The organism is Candidatus Paceibacterota bacterium (assembly GCA_041661265.1).
Lineage (GTDB): Bacteria > Patescibacteriota > Minisyncoccia > JAHIHE01 > JAGLIN01 > JBAZUT01.
Map to the genome: position 1 here is coordinate 13,979 of JBAZUT010000017.1, position 22,036 is coordinate 36,014.

Below are 22,036 nucleotides of genomic sequence, written 5' to 3' on the forward strand. Positions count from 1 at the left end.
TCGCGCTTTCGATCCCGCCAATGATCAATATTTTCTTATCACTGCCCTCACGACCGCCGCGATCTTCATTTCCTCCTTCGGATGGATCGTCTTGAATTTTTTGTTCGCAGGCTCAAGAAATATTTCATTTTTCATTTTTCTGAAATATTTTATCGTCCATCCCCCGTCAACCTCGGCAACCACGATATCCCCGTCTTTCGGCAGCCTGTTCCTTTCAACAATAACCATGTCGCCCTGGATGATCCCGGCATCCTTCATGGAATCCCCGCTGACTTTCAGAATGAAAGTCGCCTCCTTGTTCTTTATGAGATATTCATCCAGCGTCATCGTATCCGCAAGCTCTTCTTCCGCAGCAGTCGGAAAACCCGCCTCCACAGAGCCCAGAACTTTCACAGAAGCGAACATATTTTTGGGAATGAGCCTGCCTCTCCTGTCCCTGGAAAGAAATCCTTCGCTTTCCAATTTTTTCACAAGTTTAAAAACAGCGTTTTTGGACCTGAAACCAAGAAGGTCCATTATCTCGCCATAAGAAGGCATCCTCCGCCTGTCTATATAGAATTTATTGATCTTTTCTTTATATTTTGATGTCATGGATCGATCATAGTTTTAAATCGTTTAATGATACATTCAGTATAGGTGAACAATCGTTCACCGTCAAATATATAATAAACCCGACTCCGCTGCCCGTCTGTCGATTAGGCAGGTTCTGGCACTATAATAAAAAACCGCCCAGTTTTAAGCGGTTAAGCTAACTCTATTCGGATATCTTCTTCTCTTTGGTTCATCTCAATCAGACATACTGCTATTTCCTTCGCATCAACAAGAATGATCTCATCCAGGAACTTCCAGCCGGGCTCTTTCTCCCTATACCATCCGGGACAATGCACCAGCACCTCTCCTGCCAATAATGACATCTCGAAAGTCCGATCGGGCTCATTCCCGATATTGCAAGCAAGTTTAGCGTTGCAATTACCAAATCTCCCGGAAATGATCTGTGCAAACACCGAAACCTCCATCTTCACCCGCTTTACCAGTTCGATATTTCTTTTCGTTTCTTCGTCCAGATTATCGGCTTTATTTAAAACCGCTTCTTTCAGCATTGCCGATGCTTCGGCCAATTCTGTTATCAGCTCTTCCATTAAAAAACCTCCTTTATGCATCAATCGTAATGGCTAAAAAAATAAATGTCAAGAATGGCATTTATTATGGTGCAGGGACTTATGGCGAAGCAGACCGGCCGGACAGACAATGGATCCGGGTTCATTTCAAATACTCCATTGCATCGATCCAATCCGCTAGTTCGTTTTCGTTTTGAACATATCCCAAATAATTTATTTTGGATCCCTTGTGGATTCCAAGATGCAGATGCTTCCTTTCTCCGCCGGTTTCAGCACTATATCCTTTTCCCAACATCCCGATCTTTTCGCCGGCGGACATTTCTCCTCCGGCCGGCTTTTCAATGCTCGAAAGTTTCAGATGGCCATAAAGAACCATTGCCTCGGAGTTATCAATGCTGCATTTCTGAATAGCCACTCCCCCATATCCGGAAACGGTCCTTTTTTCAACAAGGATCCCGGAGCAGACGGCCGAAACGGGAACATCGACATCGGCTTCTTGCGGAAATGTTTCAAAATCAACTCCTGTATGATATCCGGAGAACTTCTCGGGACTGACCGGAGAATTTTCGGGTGATACCTTGATACCGAACGGCTTCTTTGTAACACGCTCCAGCGCCAAAGAAAGAGGAACTGTAAGCATGCTTGCAGTTTCATTTTCCGGAACAACAGACGCTGCACCATTGCCGGAGAGAGCCTTATCCGCTTGTTGCGGCGAAACATCCGCGGCAGGAACCGATTTTGGCGCGTTGACATTTTGAACGTTAGCGGTTGACCCAAAATAAAATACATACCCCGGATAGATCGCCAGGACAACAACGGACAGGGCCAATATGGCTTTTATCGCTTTATTCATAGGCAATACGAAATAATATATTTCTATGTGATCAGGATCGCGCCCGCTACGATCAACAATATGGAAACGAGTTTAAGAGCAACCGTACGGCGATCCAGATCTTCCCTGAACAATTGCGGATAATATCTGCTGATAAAAACCGCAAAAATGAGAACAAAAAGAGGCTGAATCGACAACATAGTGTTTGTAAGCGTAACAGACCCCATGGCCATAGCGACAGTGATCAAAATAATGCCTATAGAATTAAGAGAAGCGCTTCCCAGGATCATTCCGATCGCGGCCTTTCCTCCTTGCCTGGCCGCATCCTCGAGATCGGGAAGCTTCTTGTAGATCAAAGGAATAAGAAACGGTATCAGACCCAATCCCCTTGTGTATGAGAAGATCGTCCAATAGTCTGAGAAATTCAAAAGATATTTTGTTATTATCGCATAAGCGGAGATCGAAAGCGCCGAGAGGATCATGAACCAGAATGCCTTTCCGATCCGAAAACTGAACGATCCTTTCTGTGAAATGAGTATAGCTCCCGCTACCAGCAAGATAATTCCCGTATATTTGATAAACGTAAGTTTTTCCTGAAAAAATATCGCAGCGAGCAGCAGAATGAAAAGGGGCATCAGATAAAAAAGCGGCGTGATGCGCGACACTTCTTCCATTTTAACCGCGCTGAAATAAAGATAATACCCAAAAAAATAGAAAAATGCCGCCGCTATCGCAAGCAATAAGTGCAAAACGGATAATTCCGATAATCCCTGATGAACATAAACGCCAAAGGTTATTACAAGATTGACCAAACATGAAAATATCACCAGAACTACCGGTTTTATCGGCCATCTGGTAAAAATAAACTTATTGATCACGTCCGAGGTCGCCCAAAGAAGCGCGGTCATTAAAGACAAAATAACCCATGATTCCATAGTTTTATATTCTGATATTATTTTTGTCCTCTATCTCTCAACAGATCCCTGATCTCCATCAGAAGTTTTTCCTGCGCCGGAATTTCTTTGAGGGCGACAGGTTTTTCTTCTTCCTTTTTTTGCATGATATTGATCAGTTTGATCATCGAAAATATAGCAGTTGCAATGATCAAAAAATCCACGGATGCCTGGATGAAAGATCCATAGTTCAAAGTAATTTCCGGAGAACTGCCCGAAGCCGCCTTGAGAACAAACTTCAGATCGCTGAATTTCACCCCTCCAAGAATAACACCGATCGGAGGCATCAGGATATCGTTCACGAAAGAAGATACTATTTTCCCGAATGCGCCACCGACGATTATGCCGATCGCGAGATCGATCACACTGCCTCGCATTATGAATTTTTTAAACTCTTCAACGATAGTCATAATATTAATTTAATGATTGTTTATATTGAACTTAATCCCAGCTTCCGCAAATACCGTTTCTTTGTCTATATTATACAATGATTAGGCCATCCGGTCTATTCTGCTCTCAACAATAACCCGACTATTGCATTATTATCGGAATTGTACTAAGATGTTTTCTACAAGAGGAGATCCTGAAAATGAAAAATTCCGGCAGCGACGAAATTGCAAAAAAAATTGCACAATTAACAGAAGGAAAAAACGTTTCATGGTTTTTTGAAAACGGGAAGATCTTTCTTCACTTCAAGATCGATCCGGCAGACATAAATTACGACTATATGCTCATGGCTGCATTCGAATATAAAAAAATGATCGTTTCAGCGGGACACTCGGAATATGCCATTGTATTCGAATGTGAAGAAAGCAACCTGGAGTCCGTTTTTCGCGACGCCGAAGCCATTCGCGAGAAGATCATCAAGGAAGCGCGAAACATATCGAATTACGAGAACAGTTATGAGCTGCGAAATAATATCCGCTTCTGCAAAAACCGTTAAGGTCAAAATTCCATTACTTCAAAAACAAAGGCAAAATGCCTTTTTTTTATTTTTTACTTTGTACTTGATTGATTTTAACCTGAAATACCGATAAGCGAAACGGACCCGCTCTGAAATATTTCAATAGCAACAAGCAGGAAAAATCCCGCCAACAATGCAGCCGCACCTATCCCTCACAGCAAAAAATGTCCGTTGCCGCTTCGTTTTATTCCGATACGATGCAATTTTATTTTCGGCTTAAATGCGCGTAAAATAATTTTTGGCAGGAAAATCTTTTTCAAGCCCCTCCATATCCTGAGCCTTGCCGGCATCCTGCAGATCCGTCTCAGTTTTCTGATCTGCCGGGGCCTATATCCGATGGTCGAAACATCGATTTTTTTGTTTTTTTGAAGGTAATACATATTTTTAAATGCGGATTACGCCTGGTCAATAATGAACGCTGTCTTATTTATAGACGCCGCTACGCTATTTTTATTACAAAATATCGAATATGACAGATCCCGGATATTCCGGGATCTGTCGTTTTATCTGACCTGGGACCGCTTCGCAAAGGACAAGCCTCGCCATTAAACTCAGACTTGCGGACTGTTTTGGACGCTTCGATCGATTGAGAGGAAATCCATTTCCTTCATCCCCAAGGGCGAGGAAACTATCACGAACGGAAACATCCTGATCGCAGTATTGTATTTTTTTACGCTCCTGTTATAAAATTCTCTTGCATATGCGATCCTCTCTTCTACGTCAACCAGAGCTGTCATGAGAGAAAGAAAGTTTTCAGACGCCTTGAGATCTGGATAATTTTCAACTACTGCCGCGAGAGTAGGAATGGAGATCTTTGAACTTTTCCGGTATTCTTTCGTGAACACCGCCCCCGCCCTCATCTGCGACACGATAGATTGCACCTCCTCCTCGTGCTTCGCATATCCCCTGACCACGCCGACGAGATTCGGCACCAGATCCGACCTCCGTTTCAATTCGATGTCGATGTTACTGAGCGAGTTCAAAGCACGCTGCTTCAGACCGATCATCCTGTTATAAAGAGAAAATACCGCATTGAGCGCTACAATGAAGTTCCCCGCCAGAAGTATAACGAAAAAACTGAAAGATTTCATTCTGAAAAAATAGTTGGAAGCGAAAAGCATAACCGAAAATCCGATCATCATAAGCGCCGGCGCAAGAAAAACAAGATTTCCTCCCTGATAAAATTCATGGACATATTCATCGCGGTTTTTTTTGCTTATAATAAGGGGACATCTTTCGCTCTCTCTGAGCACTTTCTCGCCATTGACGTCAAAAACCTGCCCGTACACAAAAACTTTTGTGCCCGGCGACAAAATAAATTCGCTCTTTCGATATTTCGTCCGGACGAGCGAAGACAAAAAACCGGATCCGCTCTCAGTGTATCCGCTATTTCTTAATGCGACATCGCAATCGATCTCGCTGTTCTCCGGATCGCGCATATTTTGCCCCGGAATTTTGTAACTGGAAAAATCCTCGTCCATATCCACAGGATCTACATCAAGCGATCCCCTTTCATCCTTTATATGAAAGCAGATAAAGCGGGAGATATTTTCCACAGTCTCCCAATGGCTAGATTTCCCCTGTCGGACCAGTTTTTCTTTTATGCAATGGTAATATACGCAAGGCTTCCCCGTGTATGCGGAAGTCAGAACGTTTCCGTCTATCGCCTCAATGACCCCTTCTCCGGCAAAGGACACATCAGATGTGGCTTCATTGGTCTCAAGAAGCGGTTCGCTCTCGATGTCAAAAATGAGGCCTTCGGTTTCGAGATATTTTTTCCTGAAATAAATGCTGCCAACGATGATCACAAGCCCGCTGAGCATGAATTTAGCCGACATCACTGGCAACGTATAGCAGTCGTCGCAATCGTCTCCCCCGGCGATCACTATAAAAAAACACACGGCCGCGATCACTGCTACCGCCGAATAAAAAGTAATCCTTCTCACGATCGTATTTTAATTATTACAATTTTATTATATCAAATTATTTTAATATGTTAAATGATCCCGCCTGCCGGAAGAACGACAATGCGCCTATTCGCTTCTTTGCACAAATTCAGACGCAAAAAAATATCCCGGAATTTTTTCCGAGATCATTTATTAATTTTTACGATATTCTGGCTTCAGCTCCTTGCGCATGCCACGCAGAATCCTCCGGACACAGGATGGCAATGTTTTAATCCCTGCTCCAATGCAAGATGCACGAATTGCTCCCACCACATTGGCTCATTCAGATGGAATGAAAGTTCATGCACAAATTGCGCCGCATCCTTGGGAATATACATTCCTTCCCAATCCACGGTAAAGTTGTGCCAACCTTGCTTATAGATCTTTCCTTTCGACAGATGAACGGGCTTTATGCCTTTCAGTTCGCTCACAAAAGCCTGTACATTGTCGAACATGACCAGCCGCGCGATGGCCCAATAAAGATCGGGGTATGGATCGCACATCAGCTTTTCGCTGAGCTCTTTTTCCGAAATATCCGTCTTCCCGGCAAGGACCATGTCTATGAGCAGTTTGAGCTGCTGTCCGCAGACAAACCATCTCGAAAATTTTCTCCCCTTTGGCCCCTTTACGACCGTTCCCGCTATCAGATCCCCTTCTTTCGGGGCACGGCATGACCGCTGCTGGCTAAGATATGTGCTGAAATCCAAAGTATTGAACATATCCAGCTCGGTGGAATCATTGCTGTGAAACAATATTCCCTGCGCAAAACCATAGAACTTCGCATATGAGATCACCGCATCTTTCCAGGCATCGTCCGGCACTTCATCTATTCTGCTATAGGTTTTGCATTTCAAAACGCCCGGTTCATAGGTTTTTATGTCTATGATATCAGCCTCTCTCGCGACAACCTTCGCCACTTTGACAAAGACCAAACCTCTCCAGATCTTCTGTAAATTTTCAATCGCCTTCTTGCTCAACTCAATCACCTCTTTATTAAACATTCTGCAGCGATTTTCACCTCAATAATTGCCAAAATATGAATTTGGCAACATAACATAATATCATATTTGGCTTTTTTGTCAATAATGACAGTGCCTGTTCTCACCCGCAGATATTTGACTATCGCAGATCTTTTCTCTATTATGACTTAAAAAGATGGATCCGGACAAACAGAATGGCATCCCCTATAAAATCGAGGTGTGGCAAATGAGATCGAAAGATGAAATAAAGAAAGAAATGGAAGCAAATCGCGAGAATTTCTACAGAACGACCTTATGCGAACTGAGAAGAAATAATCCTTGCCTTGAAGAATTCATGTGGAGAGCGATCAGGACCGCCAAGACGAAAGATCTCATACAGATCAAGATCGTACGGCTGGCGATCGTCGTACTCAGGGCCATAGGCGCAACCGACAAAGAAGATCCTGACTTCGTCCGCGTATCCAAAGATACGATCGATAAAATGGAAAGATTAGAACTTTGGAAAAATAATATCCCGTCGGGTTTTTCGATCGGGACAAAAGAACTCGTCTCCTATGTCAACAGAAAGATAAACAAAAAAGATGACATAAAATGCGAAGACGCCCTGGACAGAATGAAGCAGCTGGTCTCGGCTTTCTATCTGGAAAAGATGGAACAAAAAACAAGTCGATAGAGCACAGACCAACACGAAAGGCTGAACAAATAAAGCCTTTTTTTAAAATAAAAAAAGTAGCGTTTTTTTCGCTACTCGTCAAACTGACGCTTCCAATCCCTGAACCAACGTGCTGTTCATCAGGCTGCTTATTAATTCTGTAAGCGTTTTTTAAAAAAAATGCGCAGAATTTCTGCGCAAATCATCACTTTATGTTACAATCTCCTCCAGTCTTCCTTCGGTCCATGCCCTTTCTATCTCCATCATAGTAAGGTCCATCGGATCTTCGATCTTTCGGTCGAATCTTATGCTGAGGATCCTCATTTCGGGAGATGTCGGACCAATCGCAGGATCTCCGGGAACCCTCGGGGAAACATCAAAAATAACGAACTCGAGCTTCCCGTCGGGATCATAGGCAATTGCGCCCTGAAGCCCGAACATTCCGATCATTCCCGGCGGAAATGCCTTCAGGCATGCATAGATGAACGCTTCAGCCGCTTCATAAAGAAGTATTTGTTTGCTCTCGCGCATTGTCACACCCTTATGCCCTATTTCTTCATTCTTAACGGCTACTTTTATTTTTAGCTGTTCCTTGGCCGTAAGATTAAGATATCCCTGAAGGTTGACCTGAATCCTGTCCGAAAGACCGACGAAGGCGAAAGAGCCAAAAATATCCTTGAGAGCGAAAGAGTGAAAATCCGCATTGAACCTCGGCCCCAGAACATATTCTTCTATCCGAGCCTTCTCAAGACCTTCCCTGGTTATCACGCCTTGTTCGATCAATGTCTCCGACTGCCCCTTGAAGTCCTCGTAGGATTCCACATAAAAGAAAGCTCTTTCCCTCTTGTTTCCAGCCTGTTGGACTTTGACGATTGCAAGCTTGTTGATGTCTTCGGGAGATCTGAATTGTTTTGGGAATCTCAGGTTCGCTTTTTCGAGAAGGTAATATTGTCCTTTATCAAAGCTCCTATCTTCGGTCTTGAGAAGATATTTGCTTCCATACATCGGCACATAAAAATATTTCTCGATATCCTGCGGATCTATATAGGACGTAAGACTCCTGTTCGGTATGAATATGACATTCAATTCAATAAGCCTGTCCTGGACTTCCTCCCTGAGAAGGTCCTTGAAGGATCCGAGAACGATTACCTCGTCATACAGAAATCCATTGTGCTTCGTATAGAGATCTTCTCTTCCTTTTTCAACCACAAGGACGGTCTTGAACCCGGATATTTTCGCGGCCGCCGCAGTCTCTTTCGCCGAATGCGATCCGAATATGCCTATCGCCGGCTTTCCGTACCTTAGTATCGCCTGGATCGTTCTTTTGTTTCTTTTCATGCCATACCTCCTGATTTTTCAATTTTATTTTATGTTCATTTCAATGTGCAGGCCTGTTTCAAATTTTCTGCCCTGAAACCATATTATGATAAACGCCGAAGCAGGTCAAATTTAAAAAATCCCGGCAATATTTTTTCCGGGATTTATTTATATGTTATCGTCCTGCATCCTTTGCTCAAAGGACAATCGCATCCCGCTCCGCAGGAACAATGCGCGATCGTATAGCCGATCATGACCTTCGTGCTTTTTGCAAGCAGATATCCTCCGGGAAGATTGACATAGTTTGTCTGAAGCTTGTCTCCGACGCCCATTCCTCCGATCGTTTTTTTGTTTTCCGCGCTGCTTGATATGGCAGTGTCGTCGTTGAATCTGATAACCTCCTTTTCATCCATCGCCGTCCTGATGGTGACCTCGTTCAATTCCCTGTTTACGTTTTCCACCGTGCCTTCCACCATTCTCGGTGACTGTTCGTCCGCTTTTTTCAGATCCGCGATATAGGCATTCGCCTTTTCAGCATTGGCGCCGGACGGATATGCGACAAGATAGCTTTCGAAAGCTTTCACGGTGAACGATCTTTTTGCCATGTCCCAGCCTGCCTTCTCCGGATCTTCGGGCGCCGAAGAAAGGCATCCGCTTATCAATATCGCTGCCACTATAGCGGCAATGGCCGGAAACAACTTTTTATTTCTCATTTTTTCCCTCCTTAATTGATATTCTATATTTTTACTATAAAGAGTCAAACTTTCGCGGCAAAAAAATTGCGGAAAAAAACCTTCATTCCAATTTATCCGAAAAAGCTGTATAATAAATATGCAACATAAAAACAAATGAAAAAACAAACCAAAATAAACAAAATAATAAGAGTGCTGATCATCAGCGACATTTTCTTCAATGCCGGCTGGGGCCTGATCGGTCCCATCTTCGCGATATATATCCTCAATAACATAGAGGGTGGCAGCGCCCAGGTCGCGGGATTTTCGACCGCGGTCTATTGGATCGTAAAATCGATCCTTCAGGTGCCGCTTGCAAAATATCTGGACAAGAACCGCGGCGAAAGGGATGATTTCCTTTTCATGGTCTGCGGACTTTTTCTTGCGGGACTGGTCCCCTTCGGATATCTCACCGCCTACCTGCCGATCCATATCTATATACTTCAGGTTATCTTTGCGGTCGGAATGGCGATGACGGCTCCCGCATGGTATGCGATCTTCACCCGCCACATTGACAAGGGACGCGAGGCGTATGAATGGAGCATATACAGCACGATGTTCGGTTTTTCCGTAGGAATTTCCGGTGCGATCGGCGGAATGGTTGCCGAGACGATCGGATTCGAGATCGTATATATCTTTGTCGGAGTTTTCAACATAATGTCCTCCCTTCTGCTTCTCTTCATTGAAAAGGACATAACCACGCCTCACAAGCACAAAAGAAAAGGCAGGGGTATCGGTTCGATAAACCTCCCCATCTGAGGCGCGGCCGGAAAGCAAAAATGCCAAAGAACATCCGAACTTAACGACCATAAATATACTCCTGTGGATAACTCCCGAGAGGGGGTCTTGACAGGACTATTTTTGTGTGATAATATTCAATGAAATAAATAATAACAATAAAAAGTAAAAACAACCGAATAAAACCCCAAGAGCAGGAAACATTATATAAACACCACACCACAAAAACACTACAAATTATAACCCCTGCTCTATCTCTTATGTGCAAAAACGCTTTCCAGGGCGGTTTTTTTGTATTCGATTCCGTTTTTTAACCAAAAAATCCGCACTGGAGCGGACACTTGGACATCATGCTTTTCAATGCATCAATCAGCCCATAACAACGTGATTTTTCTCACCGCAGATCATCGCCTGATGATCAGTCAATTCCACAACTGGATATTTTACTCTTTTCTTGAATTCCTCCAATTTTCCCCTGAACTCTTCCGTGAAATGCGGAAAAACGGCAATATCGGTGAATTCGAGGCCTCTCAGATTTTTCAAGCCGGCAGAATTTACATCCCCCGCCTCCTTTGCGATCTCGATATTCTTTCCCGCAATAATGCTCCCAGCCGATACTCCGACATACATTACGCCTTTTTTAACTTGTTTGATTATGAATTTGTCCATCTTTGTCTCTCGCATTTTTTTCAGAATTGAATATGTATTTCCTCCGCAGACATATATAAAATCAAAATCCTGGAATTTACCTGTATCGAAATGATTCTTCATATTGACGACAGTGACATGCTTGCACCCCATCCTGACAAGGTCCCTTCTCGACTCATTTACGAAATATTCCTCGGTCCTGGTGTTCGCATAGGCCACAACCATCCCCTTGCAGCCTTCCGGTTTCTTCTTCATTTCCCGCATGAAAATGGCCGCTATTTCGCTGTTTCCAAAACCGGATGATGTTAAAAATAATTTCATTTATTTATTGCTCCTGATTATTGTTTACAAGCATGCGCCGATAATCCGGCCTGAACGCATCTAGATACAAAAAAAGCTCAAAAATATTTGAACCCTTAGCGTACTTTGGGATAAATTTTTTTAAACGTACCTTGCTATATGATAATTTTATCACCATCAGCGCAAATGTCAATTTTTTTTCTCTCCATTCAAAGTTTTTTTGATACAGGACCGATTCACTCGATCTTCGCAGATATCCGCACTTCATCGCGATTATCCGCATCTATCGTCGAAATGGCCGACATTCGAACCTCGAAAGGATTCGTGACCGACTTTCCGATGCTGCCCGGATCCGTTGAATACGGATTCAGAACCAGCCGGAAGCTCCTGGATGACTCTGCCCCGATCTCCACCGTGAATTCATCACCGCTCTGCAATTCCTTATCGTCATAAAAATGCACATACCATCCCTTTCCTTCGGAAATGATCCCTATCTTCACGAAATCATCGCTCGACGAACGGTTATTTATCATTATGTCGTAATAGAACGGCCCCTTGCTGCTCGTTCTTGTCTCCGAATCGATCTCTCCATTGATGGTCATGTCCAGATCACTGACGCTTTCTTTCACGTTTATCTTCCCGGACTTTACGATCTCCGAAAACGCCGGTTTTATGTCATATCCGCCGGATCTCAAATAGTATTCATATGTTCCGATCTCTCTTCCGATCAGCTTCCAGACCAACTCACCGCTGCAATTATCCGCGAAATCGATCGCGCAATCGCTTGAGCCGGGACCTGCATTTATTTTTTGGTTTTTCTCCGGAACCTCGATCTTGTTTTCCATTTCTCCGCCTCCCGCAATAACCAGCTCAACATTATCCGCATTCGGAACATCCGATGTGTTGGCGATCCTGACCCTCAGCTCCGATATTTCATTTATCGGAATATTTATATCGGGAATTTCTTTTGCCACCAGCGCTCCCGAATACGGCATGAATATCTTCTGCAGTCTCTGGGTTCCGCCGTCGCTGAAAACATCAAAATCGACTTCAGATTTCCCGAGTTCCAGGACCACCACTTCCCATTCAAAATATTCAACTTCCCCGGATTCCAGAGCCGTGACACCCTTGTCATCCCACCATTTCTCGATCCGAAGATTATGCGACGTGGACATATTGACCTTGAGCGTCTTCAGGGCCTCATCGCTGGTGTTCGTGATATAAAGCTTGACCTTGTTTCCGGTTCCTCTTTCCAGTTCTTTGGTCAGAATATCGGCTCTGTAGGATGGTATGATATAAAAATCCTCATTAGCGCTATAATCATTCACCTTTGCCATGGCATAATATCTCTTATTCACCCCCAGGTCGTCCTCCGTTTTCATTTCGGTCCTGATAAGCTTGCTTGACCTCGGACCCAAATTCACCTTGCCGAAGATAACGTCTTTCACCTCAATTGTCTCTTCCTTGTCAACTATGGCATCAGTGCGGATGCTTATGTCATATTCATAGGTGTTTGGCAGATCCGCGTCATTCCTTACATAAAAATAAAATCTGACAGGTTCGCTAATCTTATAATAACTGCCTTCCATAAAAAACAGCTTATCCTCAGCAGGAACCATGCCTCTTAATTCAAGCTGATTCTGCCAGTCTCCGAGAGAACCGTCCTTTTCCTCCGTTTGATACCTCCAATAATACGGCTTCACCATCTTCTTCAGACGGAAAACCAATCTGTCCTTGTCTGCGGTAATTTTTCTTTCTATCACGGGAGACATGAAATTGATATTGTCATCGACCTGAACCAGATATCCCTTCGCATTTTCCGACTTCGGCATGGCAACAATGATATCATCGTATTTGCTGTTGTTGTATTCAATAACCGTTTTTGCAAGAACTGCCGGAATGAGGGATATAAAAAACAGCACCGATACAAATAATTTTAAGCGGTGCCGATTATCGGTTTGACATGCGCAGATATTTTTTGTTTCTATAAGCATATACCGAATAAATTGATTTTTTGACCTCTTCCTGCCATTATTTTACATTAAATCGGCAAATAGGTCAAAGGCTTTATGCCGCAAAAAAACAGAGGCTAAGCCTCCGATCTGCACAAATACCGGAGAATTGAAAGATCCCGAAGCATGATCGGAATTTCCTCTCCGGATCACTCCGTCTTTTTTTGCCTGTTTTCTTCCGATTTCCTGACCCGCTTTTCATCGAACCCGAAATGATGTGCAACCTCGTGCCAGACCGTATCTTTCACTATTTCTTTTATTTCTCTCAAGCTTCTCGCGGATTCTTCTATCGGCTCCCTGAAGATCGTGATCTTGTCGGGCAGAACGCCTCCATAATTGATCCCTCTGTCTAGTTGCGACACCCCCTCATAGAGGCCGAACAATGTCCATCCTTTTCTGATCTTTAGCTTTCTCATCTGCTCGGCCGTCGGACGGTCCTGAGCCACAATGACAACATTATTCATCTTTGAGATGAATTCTTCGGGAATGGCTTCGATCCCCTGCGCTACGATCTTTTCGAATTCGTCTTTATTCATGTATTGATGTTTATATATCATTAACAGCTTCTATTCGGAATCCTCGCGTCATCAGAAGTTCAGGATCGTAATTGAGAACTGCAAAGCCGTGGCGATCAAAACCCACACGAGATAAGGAATATTCACATAAGCGATCCAGCGCATGCGCGGCCATATGAGACCGAGCGACCATGCGAGGGTCGCGAGAACCAGGATTATATCGACCAATGCCAGTATGTTGTTTTGAAGTCCGAACTGGATCGGAGTATATGCCAGATTAAAAATGAGGTTCAACACAAATGACAAAGCTATCTTCCGAGGCAATTGCCTTTTTGCCGCCTTATAGAATACCGTGCCGAAAGAAACAGCTATAATAACATATAAAAAAGTCCACACCGGGCCAAAGACCCAGCTTGGCGGCGCCCAGAAAGGCTTGTCCAGAAGCCGATACCAGGAATATGCATCCATATTTTTCAATATCGGTTATGATTGAAAATTTCTCCCCTGACTAATTGTATATCCATACGGAGCATTGCACAACAAAAAAATCCACAAAAAAAGAGCGGGGTGCGCAATTCATCCGACGCTCTCATATTATTCGACTTTATTTTACCCGGCAGAAGATCTCATGCGGGATCTCAGTTCCTTCGACGGCCCTCCTGATGATCTCGTCCTTGTCTATCCATGCGCTTATCGTGCCGAAGATTATTTCTTCAATGTCGCAATAGCTGAGCCTTTCCAGCCATATCTCATTCCCATCAGAGACATCCCGCCCTTTTCGGACAACTCTGAGCGACCGCACTTGTGCCAGCATTCTCGTGAAATTATCACGCATTCCGCTATCGGCCTGCTCAAGCCTTGCCGGTATCGGCATATTCAAGTTATGCAGGATCGACTTCAGTGCGAGCGCGATCTCTTCGATCTCTTTCGCATTTATGCCCCTTTTCTCAGCCCATTCATAAAATTCCCTCTCTCTAAAGCGATATTGGGTATACCCTTTGTCACTTTCTATCCTGCTGTAATTCGTTATCGCATGTGCGACGATATTATATGCAGTAAGATGATCGGATCCCTGCACAACAAATTCATCTATGTCATAGTCGGGTTTCAGAATTCTATATAGTCCGGAATTCGAAGAACAAACTATCGCCACATTCAGAATCTCCGGCGGACAATTCACGATCATTTCCGCCCATTCGACGGAACAAGGGATCCTTTCAGCTCTTCTTCCATAGCGCGTCAGATTTATTCCATCAGGCTCGAACATGCCCCTCGCGATCAGCTTCTTCACTATATCGGCATATTTTTTTCTGTCGATCGGTTCCGGCAAATCCAGTTCCGAAAGATCAATTCCGAGCCTTCCGCACACGAGCGCCAATCTTTCAAGACTGCGCCCGAGAACAAATTTTACCTTTTGAGGCCGCAATTCGTGGAAATTTATATTCCTTCCGGTGATGATATATGCTTCGCCGCCTGAAACGCGTCCATTTATCCTTCCGATCATCTGCAGAAGATCATTGGTCTCCAGAAATGTTTTCACTCTGACCACGGTTCTGCCATGTATTTCTTCCGTAAAACATTCGTCGCGGACAACTATCGTATTCAATCCTTCGATATTCAGGCCGCTCTGCCCTGCGTTGGTCATGAATATGACGAAGGGTCGGTTCTGATTCGCGATACCACGATTAAGATATGGCCTGAGCTTCGCCGCAGGTTCGCCTCCGTGATAGAACTCGACCTTGATCTGACCGGAGAACATCTCTTCGGTCGCCTTGGCATATTCCTCTGTTTCTCTCCTTGTCGGAAGAAACATGACCATCCCTCTTTTTTCCCGGATAACCCGTCCGATCAGGCTGTATAGGAACATCTCTTCTTTCTGAGGGCTGACTATCCTGACCTTTGCTCTTTTTCTTTCATCGACTTTGTCGAAAACTATGACTTTGTTCGATTTCAGATATCTGGCAAAAACCTTCGCGTCCACTGTCGCACTCATCCAGATCACTCTGCAGCCTATTCGCAGGATCAGAGCTTCCGTAAGTTCAAGGTGATCGCTCGTCTGATGGATCTCGTCTAAAATTATGACATCACCAGCCTTGATGGTCCCGTCTTTCGCCCAGATCAGCGCGATCCCCGGCGTCACGACCAGAACATTGGAATTCCAGGTTTTCACCGTGGCTTCATGCTCTCGCGTAACGATATCCACAAGGAATTCCCTTCCGTCGGCGAATTCTTCCTTGATGATCCGTTTTATGCTGGCCGACTTTCCGGACCCGGTTACAGCGACTATGCCGAATCTTTTTTTGTTCCTGACGAGCTTTATTATTTCCTTGCCTTTCGCGGCCATCAATCTGGTCTCGAACTCCTCGCCTTCAAGCAGAGGTATTTGAGTCTCGCATACGGCTCTGGTGGGCGACACTATGATCACCCTTTTTTCGTCCATTAAATCACTTCCTTTTTTCTTTTAAATTATCCGTTTTTTTTTGCGATAAACATAGCCTTTCAATGAACTATTTTTTATTCGCTCCTGAATCATAATGTTTGTTTTTCGACAGCAAGAATGACTTGCATTTACTACTTCTAACTTAACCTGTTTTTCAAATGAAATCAAGTGTGAATATAAAAACGCGACTAGAAATTGTCTAATCACCAAACGCTAATTCATCTAGGATTATTTATATAACTTAGCTACCCCAATCAATGTATTATTTTTTGAAAATGAGGGTTGATATGATTTTTTCGTATCGATCAAGCGGTTCATTATCCGGAACCACAACTATTCTTGCAATTTTATTTTTAATTTTAATATAATAAATATAAGAACTTTCTTTATTGCTCGACCTATACATTCTAAGTGCTGAAATGCCATTTTGAAATGTAATTTTTTCAAAATCATAAAACCACTGGCCCATTTTATCTTCTTCTTTTATTAATTCATCCTTAGCCTCATCCAGATCGTTAATTGCCTTTACGGGTATGCCATTAATTTTTTCAGGAATATTTATTCCTATTCCATTAAAGAATGGATATGGCACCCAAGGGTTTTTTCTTAAATTCCAATAATGTGTGTATTCATAAAAAACGTTATATTCTCTGCCAGCACCATCTTTTAGCGCATACTTGTCTAAAGAGAATAAGCCCCCTGGATATTTTATTTCGTATCCATATTCCTTGTTCTGATAATTTTTCCATCCATCAGACAGTTCTTTTCCTGTGAATTTAAAAGTAGGAATTATCTTAGTGTTCACATCATATGTAGGATTATACACTTCAAAAAGTTCCTCATCTTCAGCTTTTTTTAAATATTTAACATAACCAAAAATATAATTTTCATTCTCGCCTGCATAAACAGGTTGCGGTTGTTTTATTTTTTCCGATTCTTTTCTTGTCTTCTCCGTGTCTTCTTGTGAAGATACATTTGTCAAAGACTCGAAGATTCCTTTCCATTCATCTTTTGAATATGCTTTAATAGCAAAGATTGCGCCATAATCTTCAGCTTTTGTGTCATTTATAACTTCTGAATTTTTTCTTTTAAGACTAAATTCGATCAAATCACCTTTATCATTAACTTTGTAACCTCCCCAATTATCGGGAAAAGTCAGCTGAAAACCATATTTCTCGTTTTTGTATGTTTTCCAATCGGAAATTTCATTGCTAGGGCTTGGCACCACTGATGGCTCTTCCGTCGACAGCACATCAATTATCGGAGTATTTTTAGGTGTTGAAAAATGGATGGTTACATCCAACGCCACCACAAGTGCAAACAAGACAATAGCAAGAATTAAAACTTTTCTTTCGGTTGATGGTTTATTTCCAACCATATTTTATTTTAACAATTATGATTTTATGCTAACACAGGAGCAATATATTATCAATACAAAAGCTCTATTCCGTCCACGGGCATAAAAATAATCAATCCCGCAGTTTTACTGAGGTGTATCAGGGCGGAGTTTTTATGAGCAGTTTAGGCCATGCCTGCCGGCCCGCTTCGCCGGAAGCTGACAGCGAGGCGAGCAGGCATGTTCTGGCATCATAATAAAAAAAGCGATTAGAAATTGTCTAATCACAGCGTTTAAGAAAGATATATTCCCCTTTCTTATACATCAGATTTGCATCTCGGACAATAGTGGTAATATATTGGCATCTCTTTGCCGCAATTCCAACATTCTTTCTTCTTGAGACCCGCTTGGCGTATCATAATATCTTGGGCGTCATCAACCACACCCGCTTCGCCGCAAAAACTTGTGCGACGATCGGCATCCTCACGATCACGCTTTTGCTGAATTCTCATCCTCGTCCCACGAGACACTGGATATTTTCCCATTGTTTTTCACCTCTTTTTGTTTATAAGGGACGAAACGATCTCATTGATTCGATCATCTTTCCCCGCGAAAAAGTATAGTGGATTGTGGCAGATCCGTCAAATCAAAGAATACCGCAATGTAAATTGCGGTATTCTTCTTTGTTTTACGTGCAAATTCCAATAGCGTCTCCTGTTCTCGACATTGCAATATCAACTAGTTCAACATCATTACATCAGGTCCGGTGATATATAGCCTCAGCTCTCCCTCATTCACGGTATAGATAGCTTCGTTTGATCCTCCATGAGTCAAGAATTGCTCTGCTGTCATGTTTATCCAATGTTTAGTTTGATCGCCATTTATTTCATAAACCTTGTCTTTCGGCCCAGGTGTTCCATTCGGTCCCGAATTGACCCTAACCCACCCCGACATCGAATAATCATCCAGTGAAACGACTTGCTTCAGATTCTCCCATTTAAGATGCCTGTAATAATTGAATATCTCAAGACTCACAATGTGCCTGATATATCTTACATTTCCTACTTCCTTCACAATATAGACTGCGAATGGATCTGAGCAAGATTTACATTGAATTATGTCTCCATCGACAATATTTATGGATTCCGCGGAAAGAACTTTTCCTCTTTCGTCAGATGCCTTTTCTTCATTCTCCAATAACATTATGCTATCGGAAGCAACGGAAAGATTAACTCCGGACGCATTCTGGAACTTAACATAGACGGTTTTTGTTCCATTTCCAGATGTTAGGGACCATGCTTTTGAAGTCGCATATGTTATCCAACTTACGCCCGTGAAATCAGAAGTATTTGATATAGCCATCTGAGTTGCATTGGTTGCTGCAAGGGTCAAAATTACATCCCTTGTCGTTGTTGTCGCGGCACCCTCTGCGATCGAGATTGAAATATTTGTCGGAAGAGCAGGAGTCACCGTCGCACCGCCTCCTCCGCCGCTACTTCCTCCACCACCGCCGCCTCCACCTCCACCTCCGCCTCCGCCAGTTTGTGGAATTACGGTTTGGGTGTATGTCGCAAACTTAGTGAAATGTTTCGTCCAAACAACCAGATCCGAACCGACATCAATTTTGCAATCGGCGCCACTGGACAACGCGTCTCCGGCAACTTGAGAATCGGAACTGCAGACATTTGTGATCCGAGTAAACACTCCGCCTCGAGAATATCCGATATATTTGCCCGCCTGATCGGATATTTTTATTCTCACGGCCTTGTTGAAATTCAACACGGTGTCGCCAAAACCGATCTCGATAACGGAAGCCACGCTTGATGTATATCCGGACATCGGGGTCACTGAAACACTTGAATTTTCTTGTATCTGGGGGAGGTTAATTTCCCCTGTCCAAGTTGAATTTCCGCTTACCTGCACTCCTTGTGGAATCTCTACTACAACCTCTCCGACGCTTGTCATAGAATTGATCGTGAGATCCGTTGGGATTACGGCCGATTTCGCGGTATCGCCGCTCATCAAAGCAGAAACGTTCAATTGAGCGTCATTAACTGCGACAGGGATACTTATAGCTGAACTTGCAGGTGCATTGTCGCCTATTAATATCTCCGAATTGCTCGAGACCACAGCCATGCTTTCTCCGATAGGAACTTGCTGTTGTCCGACTGACAGAACGGTGACAGTCCTGGCCGCTTGCACCGCGGGATTACCAGCATCATCAGAAACGTTGTATGTCACAGTATAAGTTCCTGCAGTATTAACATCAACCGGATTTACAACAATAATACTTGCCGTAATATTTCCATTAAGATTATCTGATGCCGTAGCACCCATATCGGTATATATTGTTCCCTGATAAATAATCATATTACCGCCATTCAAGGTTATTGCTGGAGGTGTTTGATCGGGCCCTACTATTACAGTTCTTGTTATCTCTGTTGCAGGATTCCCCGACGAATCGGCAACATTATATGTCACCGAATAGGTGCCGACAGTGTTTATATCGACACCGCTCACAGTTGTTATGCTGCTCGTGAGATCTCCGTCATAATTATCATTTGCAGTTGCTCCGGCATCAATATATTCATGTCCAACCTCAACCGTCACGGAATTATCGCCAACCAACGCTATAGCAGGAGAAATAAGATCAACAACATTCACGGTTCTTTTAACTTCCAGAGCAGGATTTCCCGACGAATCTGAAACGTTATATGTGACAGAATAAGTCCCAACGATGCTTGCATCTACCGGATTATTCGTAACAATGCTTGCGGTGATGTCTCCATCAGCATCATCCATCGCAGTCGCTCCTGCATCCGTATAAACTTCACCAAGTTCGATTGTTATTGGATTTTCTCCAAGCAATGTGATAATAGGCGTTGTTATGTCAGTGACATTTACAATCCTCACCGCCTGTGTCGCGGAGTTTCCAACCGAATCGGAAACATTATAATTCACAGCATATGAACCTGGAATCGAAGTATTTATGGGAAGTCCCGAAACCGTTATGTTTGCCGTGACGTCCCCGTCGATATTATCCAGTGCCGTAGCTCCTGCATCCGAATATGAGTCTCCTATGTGTAAATTAATCGGATTATCACCCAAAATAGTTATTACTGGTGGTGTTGTATCAACTATAAATGCCGACACATTTAATGCAGAACTTGAATTCCCACTCGCATCAGTAACAATTATTGTGCAATTACTATAAGTTCCATCGGCCAACGCACCAAAGGTGATTTCATTGCTGCCAACCATTGCCATGGTCGTGCTGCTTGAACAAGCTCCACCATAAGTGATAGTTCCCCCCTCACTGGAATTAAAATAAAAGTTTGGAGTGTTATTATTTCCCGGAGTAGGCACCGGCACTATTTCAGTTAAAACCGGAACAATATTATCAGGAACTGTCAAAACATTAACAGTCCTGGTTATTTCTACCGCAGAATTGCCGGAAAAATCAGAAACATTATAAGTGATGGTATAAGTTCCAATCGTATCGGTCGCAATAGGCAAACCAGTTGTAATAATATGCAATGAAATATCCCCATCAACATTATCCAAAGCAGTTGCTCCGGCATCATTATAAGTGTCGCTAACGTAAAGATTAATCGGATTATTCCCTAATAGAAATATTTGCGGAGCAGTTGTGTCAATGATTTTATCTGTAACGCTTATCCAAAGTTTACCGGCCCTAAATTCGAATTCTCCGCCGGCGCCTTCCATATAAAACTTTACATTACTATCCAAACTATCTTTTTGCCAAGTGCCGTTTACACATTTTCCTTGCCGACACAACAACGCTCCGCCTTGCGTCTGTGAAAGTTCAGTAAATGGATCTGTTGCAGCGTATTGTACGGCAAGATTAGCCGTGGATACTTGATTATTGTTATCGTCCGTATAATTCTGATAACTACCATTTTCATATGTCTGCCTGTAATAAAGACTATCAACGGGATTATATGTCCATTTAACATCGTAATCTGTATTTCCGTACTTGATTTCAATGGTATTACGGTTAAAACCTATATTTTCCAAGGAAGAAGGATTATCGGAAAAAAGCCATGGCTGATGGAAAGATCCTGTTGTAAGATGATAATCTTGCCGGAAATTATTCAGCTTTTCAATTGATGTATAAAGATTATGTGGCATTTCTCGGCCATTATCTCTCCAAAAATAATCGCTGCCATCGGATGTCAAAGCGTCCAAATCATATACATCGTATGTGTGATTATTAAGTCCTTCCAGTGCTTCCGGGACTCCTCCTGCATGGGCATAAATTGCATTATGTTCTCCAGCTGTCCGGGCAAAATACGGCCTTGCCGATCTAACCGGTCCTATTTTCGCAGAAGAATTTAGATCATTATCCGGATTGTAAACGGCCATAAACCTCGTAATGCCGCCTTCTACCGGAAATTCATAAACCACATTTGCTTCATTAATACCTGAAATAGGCCTGGCGTTTTTTTGATTATCTATAGCTACCGCATATGGCGGTTTTTCTTCAGATAAAGAATTGAGGGCTTTATAGGCATTAATTCTTTTTCCCGTTAC

General features: G+C 43.1%; 20 protein-coding genes. 3 read left to right on the plus strand and 17 right to left on the minus strand.

The annotated features are described in order from the left end of the window. Positions 1–24: 24 nt before the first annotated feature. From lexA to mscL, 5 genes are all read right to left on the minus strand, one after another. Positions 25–591 (minus strand): transcriptional repressor LexA, encoded by a 567-nt coding sequence (gene lexA / locus WC788_08740; GenBank protein MFA6097681.1) that lies wholly within the window; start codon positions 589–591, stop codon positions 25–27. Between the two features lie 152 nt (positions 592–743). After that, positions 744–1,139, minus strand: coding sequence for a hypothetical protein (locus WC788_08745; protein ID MFA6097682.1), 396 nt, complete (start codon positions 1,137–1,139; stop codon positions 744–746). A 121-nt stretch (positions 1,140–1,260) separates the two neighbouring features. After that, the gene (locus WC788_08750) at positions 1,261–1,971 is read right to left on the minus strand and encodes a M23 family metallopeptidase (protein ID MFA6097683.1); all 711 of its coding nucleotides are present in this window, start codon (positions 1,969–1,971) and stop codon (positions 1,261–1,263) included. A 23-nt stretch (positions 1,972–1,994) separates the two neighbouring features. Beyond that, positions 1,995–2,885 (minus strand): DMT family transporter, encoded by an 891-nt coding sequence (locus WC788_08755; GenBank protein MFA6097684.1) that lies wholly within the window; start codon positions 2,883–2,885, stop codon positions 1,995–1,997. Positions 2,886–2,902: 17 nt separating this feature from the next. Then, on the minus strand, positions 2,903–3,313 hold the full coding sequence (gene mscL, locus WC788_08760; protein ID MFA6097685.1) for a large-conductance mechanosensitive channel protein MscL: 411 nt from the start codon (positions 3,311–3,313) through the stop codon (positions 2,903–2,905). 179 nt (positions 3,314–3,492) lie between these two features. On the opposite strand from mscL, the gene WC788_08765 reads away from it, so the two are divergent. After that, positions 3,493–3,846 (plus strand): hypothetical protein, encoded by a 354-nt coding sequence (locus tag WC788_08765; GenBank protein MFA6097686.1) that lies wholly within the window; start codon positions 3,493–3,495, stop codon positions 3,844–3,846. A 173-nt stretch (positions 3,847–4,019) separates the two neighbouring features. Here the strand turns inward: WC788_08765 and WC788_08770 are convergent, their stop codons facing one another. From WC788_08770 to WC788_08780, 3 genes are all read right to left on the minus strand, one after another. Then, on the minus strand, positions 4,020–4,247 hold the full coding sequence (locus WC788_08770; GenBank protein ID MFA6097687.1) for a hypothetical protein: 228 nt from the start codon (positions 4,245–4,247) through the stop codon (positions 4,020–4,022). Between the two features lie 171 nt (positions 4,248–4,418). Beyond that, positions 4,419–5,813, minus strand: a complete 1,395-nt coding sequence (locus tag WC788_08775; GenBank protein ID MFA6097688.1) for a LemA family protein — start codon at positions 5,811–5,813, stop codon at positions 4,419–4,421. Positions 5,814–5,989: 176 nt separating this feature from the next. Then, positions 5,990–6,814 carry a hypothetical protein gene (locus tag WC788_08780; GenBank protein ID MFA6097689.1) on the minus strand — a complete coding sequence of 275 codons (825 nt, stop codon included), beginning with the start codon at positions 6,812–6,814 and terminating at the stop codon, positions 5,990–5,992. 154 nt (positions 6,815–6,968) lie between these two features. Between WC788_08780 and WC788_08785 the strand changes: the two genes are divergently transcribed. Then, positions 6,969–7,466: a hypothetical protein gene (locus WC788_08785; protein MFA6097690.1), complete on the plus strand. Its 498-nt coding sequence runs from the start codon at positions 6,969–6,971 to the stop codon at positions 7,464–7,466. Between the two features lie 189 nt (positions 7,467–7,655). Here the strand turns inward: WC788_08785 and WC788_08790 are convergent, their stop codons facing one another. Together WC788_08790 and WC788_08795 are read right to left on the minus strand one after the other, a co-directional pair. Continuing rightward, positions 7,656–8,783, minus strand: a complete 1,128-nt coding sequence (locus WC788_08790; GenBank protein MFA6097691.1) for a DUF1297 domain-containing protein — start codon at positions 8,781–8,783, stop codon at positions 7,656–7,658. A 143-nt stretch (positions 8,784–8,926) separates the two neighbouring features. Further along, positions 8,927–9,475 carry a hypothetical protein gene (locus WC788_08795; GenBank protein ID MFA6097692.1) on the minus strand — a complete coding sequence of 183 codons (549 nt, stop codon included), beginning with the start codon at positions 9,473–9,475 and terminating at the stop codon, positions 8,927–8,929. 135 nt (positions 9,476–9,610) lie between these two features. Here WC788_08795 and WC788_08800 point away from each other — a divergent pair, with 135 nt between their 5' ends. Beyond that, positions 9,611–10,252, plus strand: coding sequence for an MFS transporter (locus tag WC788_08800; GenBank protein MFA6097693.1), 642 nt, complete (start codon positions 9,611–9,613; stop codon positions 10,250–10,252). A 348-nt stretch (positions 10,253–10,600) separates the two neighbouring features. On the opposite strand, the gene WC788_08805 is transcribed toward WC788_08800, so the two are convergent. The 7 genes from WC788_08805 to WC788_08835 form a co-directional block, all read right to left on the minus strand. Next, entirely contained in the window at positions 10,601–11,200 is a 600-nt protein-coding gene (locus tag WC788_08805) for a Type 1 glutamine amidotransferase-like domain-containing protein (GenBank protein ID MFA6097694.1), read from the minus strand. A 215-nt stretch (positions 11,201–11,415) separates the two neighbouring features. Further along, a complete protein-coding gene (locus WC788_08810) occupies positions 11,416–13,173 on the minus strand; it encodes a hypothetical protein (protein MFA6097695.1) in 1,758 nt (585 codons plus the stop codon). A gap of 167 nt (positions 13,174–13,340) precedes the next feature. After that, entirely contained in the window at positions 13,341–13,727 is a 387-nt protein-coding gene (locus WC788_08815) for a metallopeptidase family protein (protein ID MFA6097696.1), read from the minus strand. 51 nt (positions 13,728–13,778) lie between these two features. Further along, a complete protein-coding gene (locus tag WC788_08820; protein ID MFA6097697.1) occupies positions 13,779–14,174 on the minus strand; it encodes a TspO/MBR family protein in 396 nt (131 codons plus the stop codon). 136 nt (positions 14,175–14,310) lie between these two features. Next, positions 14,311–16,146 (minus strand): helicase-related protein, encoded by a 1,836-nt coding sequence (locus tag WC788_08825; GenBank protein MFA6097698.1) that lies wholly within the window; start codon positions 16,144–16,146, stop codon positions 14,311–14,313. Positions 16,147–16,408: 262 nt separating this feature from the next. After that, complete coding sequence (locus WC788_08830; GenBank protein MFA6097699.1) at positions 16,409–17,524, minus strand: hypothetical protein; 1,116 nt, start codon at positions 17,522–17,524, stop codon at positions 16,409–16,411. Positions 17,525–18,220: 696 nt separating this feature from the next. Then, the coding region (locus WC788_08835) for an immunoglobulin-like domain-containing protein (protein MFA6097700.1) at positions 18,221–22,036 on the minus strand (3,816 nt) is incomplete at its 5' end.

What these genes read in the sequence shown, in the direction of transcription:
- lexA (MFA6097681.1), bottom strand. Translation starts at nt 591, where the DNA reads ATGACATCAAAATATAAAGAAAAGATCAATAAATTCTATATAGACAGG.
- WC788_08745 (MFA6097682.1), bottom strand. Translation starts at nt 1,139, where the DNA reads ATGGAAGAGCTGATAACAGAATTGGCCGAAGCATCGGCAATGCTGAAA.
- WC788_08750 (MFA6097683.1), bottom strand. Translation starts at nt 1,971, where the DNA reads ATGAATAAAGCGATAAAAGCCATATTGGCCCTGTCCGTTGTTGTCCTG.
- WC788_08755 (MFA6097684.1), bottom strand. Translation starts at nt 2,885, where the DNA reads ATGGAATCATGGGTTATTTTGTCTTTAATGACCGCGCTTCTTTGGGCG.
- mscL (MFA6097685.1), bottom strand. Translation starts at nt 3,313, where the DNA reads ATGACTATCGTTGAAGAGTTTAAAAAATTCATAATGCGAGGCAGTGTG.
- WC788_08765 (MFA6097686.1), top strand. Translation starts at nt 3,493, where the DNA reads ATGAAAAATTCCGGCAGCGACGAAATTGCAAAAAAAATTGCACAATTA.
- WC788_08770 (MFA6097687.1), bottom strand. Translation starts at nt 4,247, where the DNA reads ATGTATTACCTTCAAAAAAACAAAAAAATCGATGTTTCGACCATCGGA.
- WC788_08780 (MFA6097689.1), bottom strand. Translation starts at nt 6,814, where the DNA reads ATGTTTAATAAAGAGGTGATTGAGTTGAGCAAGAAGGCGATTGAAAAT.
- WC788_08785 (MFA6097690.1), top strand. Translation starts at nt 6,969, where the DNA reads ATGGATCCGGACAAACAGAATGGCATCCCCTATAAAATCGAGGTGTGG.
- WC788_08790 (MFA6097691.1), bottom strand. Translation starts at nt 8,783, where the DNA reads ATGAAAAGAAACAAAAGAACGATCCAGGCGATACTAAGGTACGGAAAG.
- WC788_08795 (MFA6097692.1), bottom strand. Translation starts at nt 9,475, where the DNA reads ATGAGAAATAAAAAGTTGTTTCCGGCCATTGCCGCTATAGTGGCAGCG.
- WC788_08800 (MFA6097693.1), top strand. Translation starts at nt 9,611, where the DNA reads ATGAAAAAACAAACCAAAATAAACAAAATAATAAGAGTGCTGATCATC.
- WC788_08805 (MFA6097694.1), bottom strand. Translation starts at nt 11,200, where the DNA reads ATGAAATTATTTTTAACATCATCCGGTTTTGGAAACAGCGAAATAGCG.
- WC788_08810 (MFA6097695.1), bottom strand. Translation starts at nt 13,173, where the DNA reads ATGCTTATAGAAACAAAAAATATCTGCGCATGTCAAACCGATAATCGG.
- WC788_08815 (MFA6097696.1), bottom strand. Translation starts at nt 13,727, where the DNA reads ATGAATAAAGACGAATTCGAAAAGATCGTAGCGCAGGGGATCGAAGCC.
- WC788_08820 (MFA6097697.1), bottom strand. Translation starts at nt 14,174, where the DNA reads ATGGATGCATATTCCTGGTATCGGCTTCTGGACAAGCCTTTCTGGGCG.
- WC788_08825 (MFA6097698.1), bottom strand. Translation starts at nt 16,146, where the DNA reads ATGGACGAAAAAAGGGTGATCATAGTGTCGCCCACCAGAGCCGTATGC.
- WC788_08830 (MFA6097699.1), bottom strand. Translation starts at nt 17,524, where the DNA reads ATGGTTGGAAATAAACCATCAACCGAAAGAAAAGTTTTAATTCTTGCT.